17 protein-coding genes and 1 pseudogene are annotated in these 17,027 nt (G+C 73.7%); 4 read left to right on the top strand and 14 right to left on the bottom strand.

Translation table 11 applies throughout. The features are described 5' to 3' along the window. Both ACFQ9Z_RS05995 and ACFQ9Z_RS06000 read left to right on the top strand, forming a co-directional pair. Entirely contained in the window at positions 1 to 615 is a 615-nt protein-coding gene (locus ACFQ9Z_RS05995; RefSeq protein ID WP_383011331.1) for an acyltransferase, read from the top strand. A 32-nt stretch (positions 616 to 647) separates the two neighbouring features. Continuing rightward, positions 648 to 1,010: a 5-carboxymethyl-2-hydroxymuconate Delta-isomerase gene (locus ACFQ9Z_RS06000; RefSeq protein ID WP_383011336.1), complete on the top strand. Its 363-nt coding sequence runs from the start codon at positions 648 to 650 to the stop codon at positions 1,008 to 1,010. Between the two features lie 18 nt (positions 1,011 to 1,028). Here ACFQ9Z_RS06000 and ACFQ9Z_RS06005 read toward each other — a convergent pair whose 3' ends face one another. The 4 genes and pseudogenes from ACFQ9Z_RS06005 to ACFQ9Z_RS06020 all read right to left on the bottom strand — a co-directional run bounded on the left by ACFQ9Z_RS06005 (position 1,029) and on the right by ACFQ9Z_RS06020 (position 4,472). Further along, positions 1,029 to 1,718 carry a TetR/AcrR family transcriptional regulator gene (locus tag ACFQ9Z_RS06005; RefSeq protein WP_383011339.1) on the bottom strand — a complete coding sequence of 230 codons (690 nt, stop codon included), beginning with the start codon at positions 1,716 to 1,718 and terminating at the stop codon, positions 1,029 to 1,031. Positions 1,719 to 1,754: 36 nt separating this feature from the next. Then, positions 1,755 to 1,946 (bottom strand): annotated as a pseudogene (locus ACFQ9Z_RS06010) (2Fe-2S iron-sulfur cluster-binding protein); the annotation flags it as partial. 44 nt (positions 1,947 to 1,990) lie between these two features. Further along, the gene (locus tag ACFQ9Z_RS06015) at positions 1,991 to 3,904 is read right to left on the bottom strand and encodes a hypothetical protein (protein ID WP_383011342.1); all 1,914 of its coding nucleotides are present in this window, start codon (positions 3,902 to 3,904) and stop codon (positions 1,991 to 1,993) included. Between the two features lie 49 nt (positions 3,905 to 3,953). Continuing rightward, on the bottom strand, positions 3,954 to 4,472 hold the full coding sequence (locus ACFQ9Z_RS06020; RefSeq protein WP_383011842.1) for a tetratricopeptide repeat protein: 519 nt from the start codon (positions 4,470 to 4,472) through the stop codon (positions 3,954 to 3,956). Between the two features lie 119 nt (positions 4,473 to 4,591). Here ACFQ9Z_RS06020 and ACFQ9Z_RS06025 point away from each other — a divergent pair, with 119 nt between their 5' ends. After that, positions 4,592 to 4,996, top strand: a complete 405-nt coding sequence (locus ACFQ9Z_RS06025; protein ID WP_383011345.1) for a hypothetical protein — start codon at positions 4,592 to 4,594, stop codon at positions 4,994 to 4,996. An 80-nt stretch (positions 4,997 to 5,076) separates the two neighbouring features. Here ACFQ9Z_RS06025 and ACFQ9Z_RS06030 read toward each other — a convergent pair whose 3' ends face one another. The 8 genes from ACFQ9Z_RS06030 to ACFQ9Z_RS06065 all read right to left on the bottom strand — a co-directional run bounded on the left by ACFQ9Z_RS06030 (position 5,077) and on the right by ACFQ9Z_RS06065 (position 13,455). Beyond that, the gene (locus tag ACFQ9Z_RS06030) at positions 5,077 to 6,657 is read right to left on the bottom strand and encodes a DUF1996 domain-containing protein (protein WP_383011349.1); all 1,581 of its coding nucleotides are present in this window, start codon (positions 6,655 to 6,657) and stop codon (positions 5,077 to 5,079) included. Positions 6,658 to 6,832: 175 nt separating this feature from the next. Further along, positions 6,833 to 7,486: a LuxR C-terminal-related transcriptional regulator gene (locus tag ACFQ9Z_RS06035; RefSeq protein WP_383011352.1), complete on the bottom strand. Its 654-nt coding sequence runs from the start codon at positions 7,484 to 7,486 to the stop codon at positions 6,833 to 6,835. Then, a complete protein-coding gene (locus ACFQ9Z_RS06040) occupies positions 7,471 to 8,742 on the bottom strand; it encodes a sensor histidine kinase (protein ID WP_383011355.1) in 1,272 nt (423 codons plus the stop codon). Before ACFQ9Z_RS06040 ends, ACFQ9Z_RS06035 begins: the two co-directional genes overlap by 16 nt. A 52-nt stretch (positions 8,743 to 8,794) precedes the next feature. Then, complete coding sequence (locus ACFQ9Z_RS06045) at positions 8,795 to 9,820, bottom strand: NAD-dependent epimerase/dehydratase family protein (RefSeq protein ID WP_383011358.1); 1,026 nt, start codon at positions 9,818 to 9,820, stop codon at positions 8,795 to 8,797. Between the two features lie 66 nt (positions 9,821 to 9,886). Beyond that, entirely contained in the window at positions 9,887 to 10,468 is a 582-nt protein-coding gene (locus ACFQ9Z_RS06050; RefSeq protein ID WP_383011361.1) for a winged helix-turn-helix domain-containing protein, read from the bottom strand. 369 nt (positions 10,469 to 10,837) lie between these two features. Further along, positions 10,838 to 11,869, bottom strand: coding sequence for a glutamine synthetase (gene glnII / locus ACFQ9Z_RS06055; RefSeq protein ID WP_383011364.1), 1,032 nt, complete (start codon positions 11,867 to 11,869; stop codon positions 10,838 to 10,840). 368 nt (positions 11,870 to 12,237) lie between these two features. Further along, complete coding sequence (locus ACFQ9Z_RS06060) at positions 12,238 to 12,966, bottom strand: hypothetical protein (protein WP_383011367.1); 729 nt, start codon at positions 12,964 to 12,966, stop codon at positions 12,238 to 12,240. A gap of 120 nt (positions 12,967 to 13,086) precedes the next feature. Then, a complete protein-coding gene (locus tag ACFQ9Z_RS06065) occupies positions 13,087 to 13,455 on the bottom strand; it encodes an arsenate reductase family protein (RefSeq protein ID WP_383011370.1) in 369 nt (122 codons plus the stop codon). Between the two features lie 258 nt (positions 13,456 to 13,713). Here ACFQ9Z_RS06065 and ACFQ9Z_RS06070 point away from each other — a divergent pair, with 258 nt between their 5' ends. Next, positions 13,714 to 14,028 carry a hypothetical protein gene (locus ACFQ9Z_RS06070; protein WP_383011373.1) on the top strand — a complete coding sequence of 105 codons (315 nt, stop codon included), beginning with the start codon at positions 13,714 to 13,716 and terminating at the stop codon, positions 14,026 to 14,028. A gap of 45 nt (positions 14,029 to 14,073) precedes the next feature. Here ACFQ9Z_RS06070 and ACFQ9Z_RS06075 read toward each other — a convergent pair whose 3' ends face one another. Then, positions 14,074 to 15,255 carry a winged helix DNA-binding domain-containing protein gene (locus ACFQ9Z_RS06075; RefSeq protein WP_383011845.1) on the bottom strand — a complete coding sequence of 394 codons (1,182 nt, stop codon included), beginning with the start codon at positions 15,253 to 15,255 and terminating at the stop codon, positions 14,074 to 14,076. A gap of 74 nt (positions 15,256 to 15,329) precedes the next feature. Further along, positions 15,330 to 16,988, bottom strand: coding sequence for an alpha/beta fold hydrolase (locus tag ACFQ9Z_RS06080; RefSeq protein WP_383011376.1), 1,659 nt, complete (start codon positions 16,986 to 16,988; stop codon positions 15,330 to 15,332). Positions 16,989 to 17,027 lie beyond the last annotated feature (39 nt).

A 17,027-nucleotide genomic window follows, 5' to 3' on the forward strand; every position in this document is an offset into this window, starting at 1 on the left:
ATGGCCGCCTACGAGAGTGGCCGCCATCCGCGACAACCGCTCTATCAGGCACATCAGGTCCGGCGGCGCCTCGAATTCCTGGTTCTGCGCCGGCTGATCGCATCGGTGCGCACTGGATCACACAGTTGGCACCTGTTGCAGGACCGCCTGGCCCGGACCTCGTCGGTCGGTCTCGACCTCGAGATGCGGTCGTGGTTCTACGGCCGGACACTGCCCGGCTGTGGTGATCTGCTGTGTGTGTTCCCGGACGTCACCATGCACTACCCATCGAACATCCTCATTGGCACGGAGGTATTCATCAACCGAGGGGTGAACATCACGGCGCCGGCTCCGGTCACCCTGGGCGACCACTGCCTCATCGGCCCTTACACGGTGATCAACAGCGGCAATCATCGCTTCGCGGACGGCAAACGGCGCATCCGTGATCAGGGGCACGATCTCGCGCCGATCACCATCGGCAAGGATACGTGGCTCGGCGCACATGTCACCGTCCTGGCGGGAGCGCAAGTTGGTGAAGGTGTGGTGGTCGGAGCCGGGGCCGTGGTAACGCGTGACATACCGGCGCACAGTGTGGCTGTAGGGGTGCCGGCTCGGGTGATCGGGCACAGGTCCTAGGGTGAGGGCCGACGCCGAGAACAGGAGTGCTCATGCCGCAGATCACCGTCGACTACTCCCGCACGCTGGAGGACGCCTTCGACCGCGCCGGGTTCGCCCGGGCGCTGCACGAGGCGGCCGTCGACATCGCGGCGGCCAAGCCGGCGGCCTGCAAGACGCAGTTCCGGCCGAGCGCGGAGACGGCGTACGGGTACGAGGACCCGGCGGAACACGGGCACGCCGTCGTGCACGTGACCATCGGGCTCCTCGCCGGCCGCAGCGACGAGACGAAGGCGCGGCTCACCGAGGCCGTGCTGGAGCTGCTCCGCGAGCACATCGGCGAAGGGGGCCCGAGCGTGCACGGGTCCGCCGAGATCCGCGACCTGGACGCCTCCTACCGGAAGTTCGACCGGTAAGGGTCTGTACGGACCGGCCTAGGAGGCCAGGGCGACGAGCCGGCCGACGAGCTCCGCGAAGGGGCCGTCGGCCGGCTCGTCGCGCACCATCGTGCGCAGCAGCAGCGCCATGTCCTCGTCGTGGGTGGCGCTGACGGCGGCCAGCGCGGCGAAGTCGTGCACGAGCTGGACCTCCAGTTCGGCACGCGGGACGCGCCGGCCGTCCAGCCAGATCAGCGCCGTCGACTCGGCGAGCGAGATCCAGCTGCGCACCACCAGTTCCAGGCGCGGGGGAGCGTCGGTGACGCCCAGGTGCGCCAGCATCTGCTCGTAGGCGGCCTGCCGTACCGAGTCGATGAGCGCGTTGGTCGTGGAGGAGCCGACCGCCGGGCCCCCGCGCATCAGCGCGGAGAAGCCGGGGCCGTGCTCGTCCACGAAGTCGAAGTAGCGGCGCATCACCCGCAGCAGCCGGGCCCCGAGCGGGCCCTCGTGCGGCTCGGCGAAGCGGCTCGCCAGGTCCTCCGACGCACGCTTCAACGCCGCCTCGTACAGGCTGAGTTTGCCGGGGAAGTAGTGGTAGACCAGGGGGCGCGAGATGCCCGCCGCCGACGCTATCTCGTCGATGGACACCTCGTCGGGCGAGCGCCTGCTGAACAGTTCCAGGGCGACGGCGATCAGTTGCTGCCGTCGCTCATCGACGCCCATCCTGCGGCGAACCCCGGTACCCATACGAACACCTTACCGATCGAAATCGGCCGCAGGCGTTCACATGTCGAGCACCATCCGGTCGCTCCTGGCCCGAGACACGCAGATCAGCATCGAGTCGGCACGCTCCGCGCCCGTCAGCAGTTCGTCCCGGTGGTCGACCTCGCCCTCCAGGACCCGCTGTTGACAGGTCCCGCAGAAGCCCTGCTCGCAGGAGTAGGCGGTGTCCGCCTGAGAACCCCTTGCCGCCGCCTTGTTGACGCCGGTGTCAACTAGGGTCCGCGGCCGGATGCCTGCTAGCGCAGTCCGCCGATCGTCCGGCGGTCCTTCAGGGCCCCCGACAGATCGGCCCGCGCCCCCTGCCCGGCCTTGACCGCCAGCAGCGGCCCCTGACCGGCCGCGGCGATCCCGCCGCTCGCCCGGATCCCGGTGACGTCCGGCCCGCCCGCGGCCAGCAGGTACCAGTCCCCGGTCCTGGCCTTCCACAGCACCCCGGCCAGCACCTGCGGATCGCGAGGACCGCAGGCCGCGACATCGGCGCCCTTGGCGACCACCGCCCCGGAGGTCCGGCCCGGCGTCCGGAACTGCGCCAGCACCGCCGTACCGCCGCCGCGCCAGGTCTCCGCCCTGGTACACGCCCAGCGGCCGGCACCGCTCCCGTCGGGCAGCGACTGCTCGGCGAACGCCCAGGCGTTGACACCGCGCACCCCCGCCGAACGCTCCGTCGCCAGCGAGCAGGCGAACGGCGCCCAGGCCCGCAGCCCCTCCGCCCCGGCCGCCTCGGCGGTGGTCCCCGGACGCCCGGCGGTGAGATGGGCGGGCACCAGCTCGCCGAGATCGGTGTGGAGCTGATCGCCCGAGACGCCGGTCAGCTGGAGCACGTTCCACGAGGTGCAGTCGCCGGTCCGCAGGGCGGGACTGGCCAGCGGCGCGGTGACGCCGTCGGTGAGGGGCAGCGACGTCGGGGCCGCGTCCGGTTTCATCAGGTCGCGCTGAGCGGCCCTGGTCACCCAGGGAGCCGTCAGATAACGCACGTTGCCGTCGGAGCGGCCCAGCACCAGCGCGCTCGCCTCGGTGCCGGTCGCGCCGTCGACCCGGGCGAAGTCCAGCGCCGCGCCCGCCGTGCCGTCCCTCGGCTCGGCGTACCGGGTGATGCGCAGACCGTCGTAGAGGATCACCACGCGGGCGCTGTCCACGTCGCCCGCGTAGAGGAGCTGGGGCGGGCCCGCCGGCCCGCCCGTCTGGGTGCCCGGGGTCGCCGAGACGCGGACCGTGTCGCCGGGCCGGGCCCAGACGGCGAGGGCGCGGCGCAGCAGCGCCCGGTCGCCGGTGAGCGTGCCGCGCGCCGGCCACACCGAGAAGTCGGTGCGGGAGGAGGACTTCCACGCGGCCGGGGCGATCCGGACCAGCTTGGCGGGGTCCAGCGCGGCTCGGGCGGCCGGGTTCTCGGCGTAGCTGGGCGCGGCGGCGCCGTCGGGGCCCCAGCCGTCGCCCGGCAGGGTCACCAGCGCCCCGCACACCGCGAGCGCGGCCGCCGCGGCGAGCGCCGCCTTGGCGTGCCGGCGGCGGCGCACCAGGTCGGTGGGCCTGGCCTGCAGCGAGCAGGGGTCGAACTCCGGGGAGCGGAGCAGGGCGTCCTGCACGGGCACCCCGTTGGCCTCGGACAGCGCGGCCTCCGGCCGGACGACCCCGGCGGACGTGAGGATCCCGCGCACGCCGGCGTCCGGCAGCCGCTCCAGGCCGCGCAGCACGTAGGCGGCGCGGGCCGGGGCGGACAGGGCGGACAGCCGCTGGTCCAGGGCGAGTTCGTCGGCCCCGCCGGAGCGCGGGAACAGCCGCAGCCCCCACACCCGGGGGAGCAGCGGCGGGAGCTGCGCCCGGCGCGGCCGGCCCCGGCGGGTGCGGGTCGCCGCCAGCGCGGTGCGCACGACCTCCTGCCGCACGAACGCGTACCCCGGGTCGCCGTCCCGGCCCGCGGACTGGGCCGGGATCACGGACTTCCGCCGGCGGCCGCGGGGCAGGGCGCGCTGGGCGAGGGAGTGTGCCGTCAGCACCCGGCGGCCGCGGTGGAGGTCGGGTGGCAGGATCAGGTAGGCGAGCCGGACCAGCCGCGGGTAGTGCTCGACGAGAGCCGCCTCGGCCTGGTCCACGCCGATGCCGGGACCGGCGGCGGTGGTTGTGTGACGCTGGGCTACATCCTGTGACTGCACATCCCGGTGAACGAGTGAGCCTTCGCCAGGTCACCGCCGGGCGGGCGGCTCAGTCCTCCGGTTCGACCAGCAGGCGGGCGTAGCGGGCCATCGACCGCTGGTAGCGGGGCAGATGCGGGGCGAGGGCGCCGAGCACCAGGGCAAGGCCCTCGCGGTCCCGGCCCAGGCTGGACAGGCACAGGGCGAGACAGGCCCGTACCGCGTCGTCCAACTCGTCGGACGGAGCGTCGAGTTCGGGGGTGAGCAGGGCGACGCCCTCCTCCGCCCGGCCGACGTTGCGCAGCGAGCTGGAGAGCTGGATCCGCGCCCGGCGGCCCTTGTAGCCGTCCAGGCCGCGCGCCAGAGCCTCCCGGTACAGCGGCACCGCGCGGTCCGAGTGGCCGGTGGAGTCCCAGGCGCAGGCCTGCTCGAACGGGCCCAGCGCGCTGCCCTCGGGCAGTTCGGCGACCAGCTTGCCGATCAGGTCGCGGAACTCCTGCGCGCGCTCCTCCGGGTAGTCGTCGAAGGAGGCCCAGGCGGCGGTCACACGGTCTTCCCAGTCTTTGTCCACCGGATCACCCTCGCACACCCGTGCCCGTCGCCACACGGGATTGAGCGCACCGGGCCCCGTGGCCGTATCCGTGGGGCGGGGGTCCCGTACCGGTGCCCCCGCGCGGCATGCTGGGGCGTACCAGGACCGGAGGAACGATGAGGTTGACACGTGCGGTGCTCGGCGCCGCGGCCGTACTGGCGCTGGCGGGCTGCGGCGCGGGCGGCGAGGGCGGCGAGGGCGGCGAGAAGGTGCCGCCCACCGCGACCGGCAGTCTGGAGAGCCTGGCCGCTCAGGTGCGGTGCAAGCCGAACATGCAGACCGACGCCGACGAGATCCGCCAGGCCATCTGCCGCAACGGCGACGGCAGGTTCGTCCTCGCCACCTTCGCCACCGACCGCGGCCAGCGCGAGTGGATCAACGACGCCAAGGACTACGGCGGTTACTACCTCGTCGGGCGCAAGTGGGTCGCCGTCGGCGACGACGGCGTCGTCGAGGCGCTGCGCGGCACGCTCGGCGGCGACGTGGAGATCGGCACGGACCACCACGCGCACAGCGGCTGATCCGGCCGCGCGGACACGGCGAAGGCCGGTGGCGGGAGGGACCCGCCACCGGCCTTCTTCCGTCCGCGCGTCTCAGGGGATCACGCGCAGTTCTGGCCGCGGTTGACGCAGTTCGCGATCTTGTTGGCCAGTCCGCCGGTCGTGACGCTGATGAAGTCGTCGTGGTCGGTGGCCGGCTTGTGCAGCTGCTCGGGGAAGCCGTCCACCGCGTAGGCGTTCTTCACCTGGCCGTTCTGCACGGTCGGCGGGGTGGTGTCGTACACCAGGCGCATCGTGAGCTGTGGAATGGCCTTGAAGCCGTTCTGGCAGTTGCCGTTCGCGTCGGCGAAGGCCACGTGCGTGCGGTGGTTGGCGCTGTCGATGTTCTGCCCGTCCCAGCAGCTCTGGAATGCGAACGTGCGCACCACCTTGCTGCCCTGCGGGCAGATCGGGTACTGCGTGGTGAGCTGCACCTTGTTCTCGAAGCCGGTGCAGCTCCAGTGCGCGTTGGCGTTGGCCAGGCCGTTGGTGGTGGTCTTGGCGTCACCGGTGATGATCCGCAGGAACTGCGGCATCGCGACGACCTTGCCGGTGGGGCTGCCCACGTACTTGATCTGGGCCTGCGCCGGCACCAGGATCTTGCCGACGTTGCCCTCCTTGCCGCCGCCGTCCGCGTTCTGGTCGAAGTCCTGCGAACCGTCCTGGACGCGGACCACCGGCCAGTAGTACGACGACAGGTCGTTCTTGTTCTGGCAGCTCGTGCCGCCCTGCAGGAAGGTGTTGTTGCTGGAGAACGCGTTGACCTTCTGGTTGCCGACGTAGTCGTGCAGGTGGTGGGCGCCGTTGGTCACGCCGGGCGCCACGATCACGTTGTCGGTGTTGTGGTTCTTGTTGGCGTTCACGCCGCAGCGCGTGGTGAACGTGCCGGTCGACGCGTTGCGGGACTTGCGGGGCTTGGCCTGCACGTTCGCCTGGACCTTGGTGATGTCGACGAAGTCGGCCGCGGCCGGGCCGTTGCCGGCCTGCCCACCGTTGTTCTGCTGCTGCCCGCCGTTCTGCTGGCCGCCTTGCTGCTGGCCCCCCTGTTGCTGGCCGCCTTGCTGCTGGCCGCCTTGCTGCTGGCCACCCTGTTGCTGCCCGCCTTGCTGCTGACCGCCCTGTTGCTGGCCGCCGTTCTGCTGCTGGCCGCCGCCGGTGGTCTGGTTGGCGTTCTGTGCCGTGCAGTTGGCCAGGGTGTCCAGGTCGCCGGGCGCGGTGCCGCCGACACGGGTGATCTCCAGCCTGATCCGGTCCAGGATCACCTTCCGCCGGTCCTTGAGCGGCTGCAGGATGGAGTTCTGGACGAAGCTCGCGTCCTGGGTCTGCGCGTCCCGCGTGGTCGCCAGACGCTGGTAGGCGTCGGTGATCTGGCGGTCGAGGTTGGACAGCTCCCCGGCTACCTCGCCCCGTGCCTGGTTCGGCACGTCGGTCAGCCTCTGGCCCACGTCCGGACACGAGATCGTCGAGACCTGCGCAGTGGCTGCCTTGGTCCGGTTGCCTCCCCACGACTGGTTGTTCGACTCGTGCGCCGAGGCGTAGAAGTTCGCCCAGATCAGCCCGCCCCCACCGAGCGCTAGGGCCGCCGATGCGGCAATGGCCTTGGTGGCCAGCGGCGTACGGCGTTTTCGTGTGTTGCGTCCCATGGAACTCCTCTGACTTCCTTGCGGGGCAGCATCGAGGCGCCCGACAGGAGTGAAGCGGCGCCCTTCCATACGGACGCCGCCCCGGAGGTGTTCAGCCGTCTCGCGAATCAGTCGCGGGGGCTCCTGGCGCCGGGGGCCTCAAATGCCCCTTGACCAGCGGTAGTTGAGTTTCGTATCAGCGGCCGCGGTCGAGGTAGGCCAGCACCGCCAGTACGCGCCGATTGTCGTCGTCCGACACCTCGAGGCCCAGTTTGGTGAAGATGTTGGAGGTGTGCTTGGCGATGGCCCGTTCCGTCACCACGAGCTGCCCGGCGATCGCCGCGTTCGAGCGGCCCTGCGCCATCAGCTCCAGCACCTCCAGCTCGCGCGGGGTCAGGTGACCGAGCGGCCGGTCGTCCGCCGCCCGCCGTGACAGCAGCTGCTGGATCACCTGCGGGTCCATCGCGGTGCCCCCGGCCGCCACCCGCCGTACCGCGTCCACGAACTGGCCGGCGTCGAACACCCGGTCCTTCAGCAGATAACCCACCGCGCCGCTGCCGTCGGCCAGCAGCTCCCGCGCGTACAACTGCTCGACGTGCTGGGAGAGGACCAGCACCGGCAGCCCGGGCCGCTGCCGCCGGGCCCGCAGCGCGCACTGCAGGCCCTCGTCGGTGTGCGTGGGCGGCAGCCGGACGTCGACGACGGCCACGTCCGGCTTCAGCTCCGCCAGCGCGCGGTCGAGCTCGGGGCCGGACTCGACGGCCGCCGCGATCTCGAAGTCGTAGGCCTCCAGCAGCCGGACCAGCCCGTCGCGCAGCAGGAAGAGGTCTTCGGCTAGGACAACGCGCACGGGAGCTCCATGGTCACCAGGGTGGGACCGCCTGCGGGGCTGCTGACGGCCAGGACGCCGTCGAATGTACCGAGCCGCCGTTCCACCCCGGCCAGACCGGAGCCCGCGCCGATCACCGCGCCGCCCCTGCCGTTGTCGGTGACCGTGATCCGCAGCATCCCGTCGGCGTGGTGCAGGTCCACCCACAGCCGGTCGGCGCCGGAGTGCTTGACGGCGTTGGTGAGCACCTCGCTGACCGCGAAGTAGGCGGCCGACTCCACCGGCGCGTCCGCCCGGCCGGTCAGCTCCACGCTCACCTCGCCCGGCACCGGCAGCCGCAGCGCCAGCGCCCGGACCGCGTCCCCGAGTCCGCGCTCGGCCAGCACCGGCGGGTGGATGCCCCGGACCAGGTCGCGCAGCTCCTCCAGGGCCTCGGCGGAGTTGCGGCGGGCCTGGGACAGGAGCCGCTTGGCCTGCGCCGGGTCCTTGTCGAGCAGCATCTCGACGGTCCCCAGGTCCATCCCCATCGCGACCAGCCGCGCCTGGGCGCCGTCGTGCAGATCCCGTTCGATGCGCCGCAGTTCGGCGGCGGAGGTGTCCACGGCGTCGCGCCGGGTCTCGGTCAGCACCCGTACCCGCTCGGCGAGTTCGCCCCGGTCCGCGCCGAGGACGGCGCGGGTGAGACGGAAGTGCGCGGCCAGCAGGCGCGGCGGGAAGCGGAGGGCGGCGACCAGCAGGACCGCGGCGACGGCCGCGGCGCCGAGCGCGGTCGGCCAGCCGCTGACCGGCACGAAGCCGTACCAGTACGTCCCGCCGTCCGCCACCACCCGCCACAGGCCCGCGGCCACCGCGAAGCCCTCCAGCGGATAGAAGCACAGCACCGCGGGCAGCAGCGCCGTGACGAAGCCCGCCGTCATGTCCACCGGCAGCCACAGCAGGTCCCGCCGCACCTGCCGGTCGCCGAGCATCGTGAGGGTGCGCGTCCACGGGTTGGCGCCGGCGGGCACGGTCCGGTACGCCGAAGGGATGCGGACCCCGCCCCACTCGGCCGCGAGCCTGCGCCTGAGGTCCGCCACGTCTCGCACCCCGCCGAGGATCCAGGGGGTGGTGACGATGCCGACGCCTATCGGTATGAGTGCGAGGGAGACAAGGGTCAGCGTGAGGCACAGCACCGTGACGGGCAGGGCCGCCACGGCCAGTACGAAGCCCCGTACGGCGGCGAGTGCCGCGTCGCGTGCCCGCGCGCGCACCGCGCCGCCCTTCGTGTCGGTAGTCATGCGGTCAGTCTGGCCGACCCCGGTGCGGCGGTCACTGGCCCGAAGCCCCCGGTCAGGGGGTGGCGCCAGGTACACCCCGGGCCGCGGCGAGCACCCGCGCCTCCACCTCGGGGGCGACACCCTTGAAGCTCCGGTCGGGCCGCTGCGGCGCCGAGCCCCCGATCCCGGTCAGCCATCGCCAGGTGTCCGCGACGGTCTTGCCCACGGGCCGGCACTCCAGCCCCGTGGCCAGGGCCCGGGAGACGTCCGAGCGGTGCACGGCGTCGTACATCTCGCTGTCCGGCGGCACCCACACCGGCAGCCCGGTCCACGGCTCGATGCCGGCGTCCAGGATCGGCCGCGGGTCCGTCCAGCACAGTTCCGCGTCCGCGCCGGTCGTCCGGACGCATGCCTCCAGCAGTTCGCCCATGGTGGTCGTACCCGGCGGCCCGACCAGGTCGTACGGGCCGCTCAGCGCCCGCTCCAGGGCGCCGAGCAGCCAGCCGGCGAGGTCGCGCACGTCGATGTACTGCACGGCCAGGCCGCGCGGCCCCGGCGCCAGGACCGGGCCGCCGCGGGCGATCCGGTTCAGCCACCAGGGCAGCCGGCCCACGTTCTCGTACGGGCCGAGGATCAGCCCGGCCCGGACCAGCAGCGAGTCGCCGGCGCCGAAGGCCGCCACGGCCGCGAGTTCGCCGCCCCGCTTGTCCCGGGCGTAGTCCGCCGCCCCCGCGTCGGCGGCGGCGCCCTCGACCAGCGGGGCGTCCTCACGGGCCCCCGTCGGCCAGGGCCAGGCGTACACGGACCGGCTGGAGACGTACGCGTACCGGCCGGCGCGGCCGCGCAGCAGGCGCGCCGCCTCCAGGACCGCGCGGGGCGCCGCCGACCAGGTGTCGACCACCGCGTCCCAGGAGCCGTCGTCCCCGGCGAGGGCGGCGAGCCCGCCGGGCGCGGTGCGGTCGCCGTGCAGCGACCGCACCCCCGGGGGCGGCGCGTGCCGTCCCCGGTGGAAGACGGTCACCTCCCAGCCGCGGGCGAGCGCGGCCTCCACGACGGTCCTGCCCACGAACTCCGTACCGCCCAGCACCAGAAGTCTCATACCGGTGAGCGTGACCGGTGCGGCCCGGGGAGGGAAGGGCCGTCTGCCGAGGGCAGACGGCCCGGCTCAGTCCCCGGTCGGCGGGGTGTACTTGTAGCCGACCCGGCGCACCGTCTGGATCGCGCGGCGGTGCCGTTCGCCCAGCTTGCGGCGGAGCCGGGCGATGTGGACGTCGACGGTCCGGCCGTCGCCGACGTGGCCGTAGCCCCAGACGGTGGTCACGAGCTGGTCGCGGGTGTGCACCCGGTTCGGGTTGGCCACGAGATGGGCGAGCAGCTCGAACTCCAGGTAGGTGAGGTCGAGTTCGCGGCCGTCGACGCTGACGGTGCGCTGCACCGGGTCGATCCGCACCAGCGGGTCCCCGTCCGCCCCGGCCGCCGCGCCGGGGCCGTCCGGCACCGCGGCCGGCAGGAAGGGCGGCCGCTGGTCGGCCGGGACCAGCACCAGGTAACCGACCATCGGGGGCTGTCCGGGGAGGGCGGGCAGGGTGTGCTGCGGCGCGGGCAGCCAGGTGGCGCCCGGCGGCAGGAAGTCCGCGACGTCCACCACCTCGTCCCGGTCGACGGCCCGCAGTCGGTGACGGGAGCCGCTCTGGGCGCCGGCGGGGGCGGGGAGGGTGGCGGTGGAGAGGGAACGAGTGGTCGCCATGAGAGGTCAGCTCTTTCGCGCGAGGAGTTCGTCGGAAGGTGCGGCGGCCGCGATTCGTGGTCGGGCGCGCCGGGGACGTACGTCGTTCCGCGCTGGCCGAAGGCCGGGGTGTACGGCTTTAGAGGGCCCGCGCGTTCGCCGCGCGGCAACACACCCGGTCGAAGTCGTGGTGCTGACGGGAGGGCCAGAACGGCTCGAGGTCGTGGCGACCCGTCGCGGTGCGGTTCTGGAAGCTGGCCATGGGCCCATTGAAGCAGATACGGGCCCCCGGCAGGACCCTTCTCTCACAGCTTGGACGCCCGCCCGTCCCCGGGACGCCGCAGGGGCGCCCGCCGTCCTGGCGGGCGCCCCTCGGGCGGGCGGCGCGGATCAGACCTGGCCGGCCTTCTCCAGCGCGGAGCAGCAGGTGTCCACCAGCAGGCGGGTCACCACGTACGGGTCGACGTTGGCGTTCGGGCGGCGGTCCTCGATGTAGCCCTTGCCGTCCTTCTCGACCTGCCACGGGATGCGCACCGATGCGCCGCGGTTCGAGACGCCGTAGGAGTACTCGTTCCACGGGGCGGTCTCGTGCAGGCCGGTGAGGCGGTCGTCGATGCCGGCGCCGTAGTTCTTCACGTGGTCGAGCGGCTTGGAGCCCTCGCCGAGCGACTCGCACGCGGTGATGATCGCGTCGTAGCCCTCGCGCATCGCCTTGGTGGAGAAGTTGGTGTGCGCGCCGGCGCCGTTCCAGTCGCCCTTGACCGGCTTGGGGTCCAGGGTCGCGGAGACGCCGAAGTCCTCGGCGGTGCGGTACAGCAGCCAGCGGGCCACCCAGAGCTGGTCGGAGACCTCCAGCGGGGCGAGCGGGCCGACCTGGAACTCCCACTGGCCCGGCATGACCTCGGCGTTGATGCCGGAGATGCCCAGGCCCGCCTTCAGGCAGTTGTCGAGGTGGGCCTCGACGACGTCACGGCCGAAGATCTCGTCGGCGCCGACACCGCAGTAGTAGCCGCCCTGCGGGGCCGGGAAGCCGTTCTCGGGGAAGCCGAGCGGGCGGGTGCCGTCGAAGAAGGTGTACTCCTGCTCGATGCCGAAGATCGGCTCCTGCGCGGCGAACCGCCCGGCGACCTCGGCCAGCGCGGCACGGGTGTTGGACCGGTGCGGGGTCATGTCGATGTCGAGGACCTCGCACAGCACCAGGATGTCGTCGCCGCCGCGGATCGGGTCCGGGCAGGTGAAGACCGGCTTGAGCACGCGGTCCGAGGCGTGGCCCTCGGCCTGGTTGGTGGAGGAGCCGTCGAAGCCCCAGATCGGCAGCGACCCGAGGCCGGCGGGCGCACCCGTGATGATCTTCGTCTTGGAACGCAGCTTGGCCGTCGGCTCGGTGCCGTCGATCCAGATGTACTCAGCCTTGAAGGTCACGGGGCCACATCCTCCGGGGTGGTCGGTCGCACTCGCGGGTGCCGGCGGCGCTGCGGCACCGGTGCGCCGCCTCGATCTGCCCGGCAGCCTGTCAACAGGCGATTTCCCGGCCATTGCCCGTATGTGAACCCCGTGTTACCCGGCCGTTCTGTGTCCGGACTCACGCGGTGGGGCGGCGCGCGGTTGCGTACGACGGCCGCCGGCGGAACGGGCGGCGGACCGCGCGGCACCGGGGCCGGGGGTACGCCGCCTGTTCCTCCTGCACCCGGCCGGCTGTCGCGCCGGGTACGAGGCGGCGTACCTGTTCCCTGCCCGGCCGGTGCCGTCGCGGCCCGCGCCCCGCCGGCCGGCGTCTCACCGGCCGGGTCTCACCCCACCTTCTCGATCACCGCGCGGCGGATGAGGAACTTGCCCGGCTCCCGCACCTGTTCGAAGGCGGCGTTGTTCAGCAGCACGCAACTGCCGGAGACCGAGGTGACCTTCACGGTCGTGGACTTGTTGTTGTCCAGGTTGGTGACCTTCAGGGTCGTGCCGGCCGGGAACTGGTTGCTGGAAGCGGCCGGGGCGCCGCCCTCGCCGGAGAGCGTCACGGTCGAACCCGCGCAGACCTGCTGGCCGGTGGCCGCGCCGCCGGCCGCGCCGTTCCCGCCGGCCGCCGGGGCCGAGGGCTGCGCGGACTGCTGCGCCCCGCCGGCCTGCGCCCCGCCGGCCTGGGCGCCGGCGCCCTGCTGAGCGTTGCCCTGCTGGCCGCCCTGCGCCGCCTGGGAGCCCTGAGCCGACTCCCCAACGGTGCATCCGGCGGCCTTCTGCTGGACCTCGATCTGCTTGACGACCGCCTCGCGGTTGGCGATCCGGGCCGCCGACTGCGCGTCCGGGTTGGCCTTCTGGTCCGCGATGAACCGGTCGTTGTTGCCGTGGGCCGTGGCCAGCCCCTGGCACACCGTGGAGTCCCCGGCGGACAGCGTCCGGGCGTTCTGCGGACTCTGTGCGGCGTTCGAGGTGGACGCCAGCGCGAAGGCCCCGCCGCCCGCCACCGCCGCGGCGCTGACGAGCAGCGCGAGCTTCTTCTTCGTGCTGAGAGTTCTCCTGCGCGACATGCGCGCCTCCTGAAGAGGTAGGGGAGCGTACGCCGCTATGTACGAGATCCCGAACAGGGTTGCTCAGCGGTCACCGGTGTTCGTCCGGGTAACCTGCGTCACAGCGCGGTCGGGCGCCGCTCAGCCCTTGCTCCGGGACACCGCCTCGCGCACGGCGTCCTCGGTGCGGGCCACCAGGGCGGTGCCGTCGTCCGCCGTGATGATCGGGCGCTGGATCAGCTTCGGGTGCTCGGCGAGGGCCGTGATCCACCGGTCCCGCGTGCTCCCGTCCCGTGCCCAGTCCTTGAGGCCCAGTTCCTTCGCGGCGGCCTCCTGGGTGCGGGTGATGTCCCACGGCTCGAGCCTGAGCCGGCCGAGCACGGCCCTGATCTCGTCCTCGCCCGGCACGTCCTCCAGGTAGCGGCGCACGGTGTAGTCGGCCCCCTCGGCGTCGAGCAGGCCGAGGGCGCCGCGGCACTTCGAACAGGCCGGGTTGATCCAGATCTCCATGCGGCACACCGTACGCGAGACCCGCCTCGCGCCCGCGTCACGGCCGGGCGCGGGCGACCGGTCTGTTCGATTTCCCCGAGCCCCGTCCGCCTCTTCCGGAACTGCCGTGACCGACCGCCAACTACACCTGTTACCTGGGAGTTTGACGGACACTCGGGCTGCCCGAATGTCAGTGCCCGGCGGTAGAATGGAAGCAGTGTTCGAGGGGATCGCCGGAGACCTTCCGGCGGGCGCCCCGACCGCGACAGGAGGATGCCCGTGCCCGCTGCCGCCCTGAAGCCCAAGCCGTTGCCGACCCAGTCCACCGCCAAGCGCGCCGTCCGGCTCGACTCGCCCTACGTGCCGATGGCGAAGCGTCCGCTGCCGGCCGGGCGGCCGCGCGAGTGGTACGTCACCCACAACCGGCGCCTGAAGGCCATGCGCCTCGCCATAGCCCTGCTCGACACCGGCGTCTACCTGCCCGGCCAGGCCCACGACGAGACGATCCGCAGCACCGCCGAGCGGATCGGCGTGCACCCGCCGTCGGCCACCACGTGCCACATGGTGCGGGCGCTGATGCGTTACACCCGGTGAGAACCGGCGCCGGGTGCCCCGGGCCTGCGCGGGGCACCCGGACCGTCAGGCCGACAACTCCCGCTCCAGCGGGGTGCGGAACCGCGGGGTGACCCGCGTCGTCCCCAGCCACCCCCGCAGCCGCTGCGCCTCGGCCGCCACCGCCGGCTCCGCCTCCCGGCGCACGCCCGCGTCCGGGATCCGCCAGACGATCCCGCCGTCCGCGCGCTGGGCCCAGCCGCCCACCACCCGGCCGTTCCACCACACCGTCGGGCCCACGTTGCCGCTGCGGTCGTACAGCTCCGGGCGCAGCCCGTCGGACAGGTACCAGTCGCGCCGCTGCCAGGCCATGGCCGTCGGGTCCAGCGCCGGCAGCAGGGCCGCCCAGGGCCGGCCGGGGGCCGCCACCGGGTCCACGTCACCGGCCGCCACGAACCCCGTGCCCTCCTCCAGGGCGACCTGGTGCGCGCCGGTCGCGGCCAGGGCGCGGCGCACCTCCGTCACCCGCCAGCCGGTCCACCACTTCAGGTCCGCCTCCGTCGCCGGCCCGCAGGCCCGCAGCCAGCGCTCCAGCAGGGCGGCCTGGGCCCGCGCCGGATCCAGCTCCGGGTGCGGCGGCGCCGGCGCCCAGCGGAACTGGCTGGACGTCCAGGAGCCGAGCGGGCGGCCCCGGACCACCTTGCCCTCCACCCCGAGCACGCGCAGCAGGCGCGAGGACACCGTGTGGACGCCCTCGTAGCTCTTGCCCGCCGCGTACACGAACCGCTCGCGCAGCCGGGGCTCGTCCGCCGTCAGCTCCGCCGCCGTCGCCTGGCCGCGCCGGGCCAGCGCCGCCAGCGTGGACGCCTCGACCTCCGCCAGCCAGGCCGCGTCCGGCGCGCCCGCCCCGGCCATGTCCTTGACCAGCGAGGCGCGTTCCCGCGCGGCCACGGTGAGGCCCGTGGAGGCGTGCACGACGGCGGTCAGCTCCGTGGGGAACACGAACACGGTGTGCCGCATGCCGTGCATACGGACGAGCGTGCGGTCGTCGTACAGCGCGCGTTCCGTCTCCTGCACCGCCTTCGCCGCGTCGGCGAGCCGCGCGGCCACCGCCAGGTACACCGTCGCCGGGTCCGAGCCGTGCAGGGCCACCAGGGAGTCCGCCACCTCCTCGGGCGCCGCCGCCCGTGCCGTGTCCGCGAGACGGTGACGCAGCGCCAGCCGCGCCCGCCGCTCCTCCGTGCCGATGCGCCGCCGTGCGCCGCCCATGCCGACCTCCCCGTCGCTCACCGTGCCCCAAGCATCGCCGACACCACCGACAGCCGGTGACCGGCGCCCCGGATTCAGCCGTACCGCTCCATCAGCGCGCCCACGTACTCCGTCAGCCGCTCGCCCAGCACCCCGGGCGTCAGGTCCGTGCGCCCCAGCTCGCGCCAGGGCCCGGCCAGTTTCGCCGCGTCGGGGGAGCCGGCCAGCGCGTCGAGCAGCCGCCAGTACAGGTGGTCCGGCCCGTCCGCCAGGCCGTGGCCGCCGTGCCGCTCGTACCGGTCCCGGAAGGCCAGCCCGTGCCGGGGGCCGTGCAGCAGGGCCAGCGCCGTGGAGCAGTGGGCGACGTCCAGGTCGGCCGGGCCCCAGGAGGTCTCCACCCAGTCCACCACCCCGCCCACCCGGAGCCCGTCCCCCGCCCCGGTGAACAGCACGTTGCCCGGGTGGTAGTCCCGGTGCAGGAACCGGCCGCTGTACGCCGGCGGCTCGCGCCGGATCACGTCGACCGCCCGCTCCCACAGCGCGCCGCCCGGCGTGCGGACCCGCTCCGGTGAGGTCCACGCCTGGTACGGGCGTGGGCGCTCGGCCGGCTCGACCGCGTGGATGCGGACCAGTTGGGCGGCGAGCAGGTCCAGTCGCCGGTCCAGCAGCTCCCCGTCCTCGTCGTCCACCCGCACCGTGCCCGGCACCCGGGTCATCAGCAGGCTGGGGTGGTCGCAGTGCTCGGCGGTGGCGTCGACGGCGACCAGGGCCGGGGCCGGGACGCCCTCCTGCCCGGCGAGCAGACCGAGCACCGCCGCCTCCCGGGACAGCAGCCCCGGGGCGTGCCGCCGGAAGAACGGTCGCACGAACGTGCGGAGCACCAGCTCATCCCCGTCGTCGAGGGTGAGCCCCCGCATCTGCGCCGACCAGCCCCCGGACAGCCGGCGGGAGCCCACGACCTCGCGGCCCCGGGGCAACTGCCCGGCCACCCAGCCGCGGGTCGCCGCCCAGCCTTGTTCCTCGAGCCCCTCCAGCAGCGCGGACACCAGCGCGCGCCGGTCCTCGGGGTGGTCCCGGAACCACAGGCCCAGCCGGTGCCCGGCGTCCGGGAGGTCGAGCCGGGTGTACTGGGCGCGGGCCGACAGCGCGCCCTCCACGGCCTCCGTCACCTCCGGCGGGATCACCGCGTCCGTGCCCGGCACCGCCAGCACCGCCCGTCCCTCGAAGGCGCTCAGCGCCAACGGCGCCGGGGAGGTCCGCCAGCTCCCGGGCGTGCGGATGATCTCGCTGAACCGCCCGCCGCCGTCGCCGAAGGGCTCCTCCCAGGCCTCCGGCGCGTACACGGCGGGCGCGCACAGGCCCACGGCCGCCACCCGGCGCCCGTAGTGCCGGACCAGATCCGCGACCGTGTGCCCGCTCATGCTGAACCCGACCAGCACCAGCGGATCGTCCGCCGGTGCGTGCCCGTCGATCACCGCGGCCGCCTGCGCGAACCGGCGCCGCAGGCTCGACTCCGCGAGTGCGCCGCTGCTTTCGCCGTGCCCGGAGAAGTCGAAGGCCAGGGCGTGCGCGCCGTGGGCGGCGAACTCGGCGAGCAGCGGCAGCAGCCGCTCCTTGCCGCCGTTGCCCGCGCCGTGCAGGAGCACGGCCGTCGCCCGCCCGGGCGGACCGGCGCTCACCCCGCGAACGCGCTCACCGTCGGACGCGCACACGAAATCGTCGAACTCACCCGTGGGTGAAGGGAGTCGGCTCATGCGGGCCATTCACTCACGGCCCCCGGTCCGCGCGGAAAA

Origin of the sequence: Streptomyces sp. NPDC056580 (genome assembly GCF_042793175.1) — a bacterium.
In the GTDB taxonomy this organism is placed as follows: domain Bacteria; phylum Actinomycetota; class Actinomycetes; order Streptomycetales; family Streptomycetaceae; genus Streptomyces.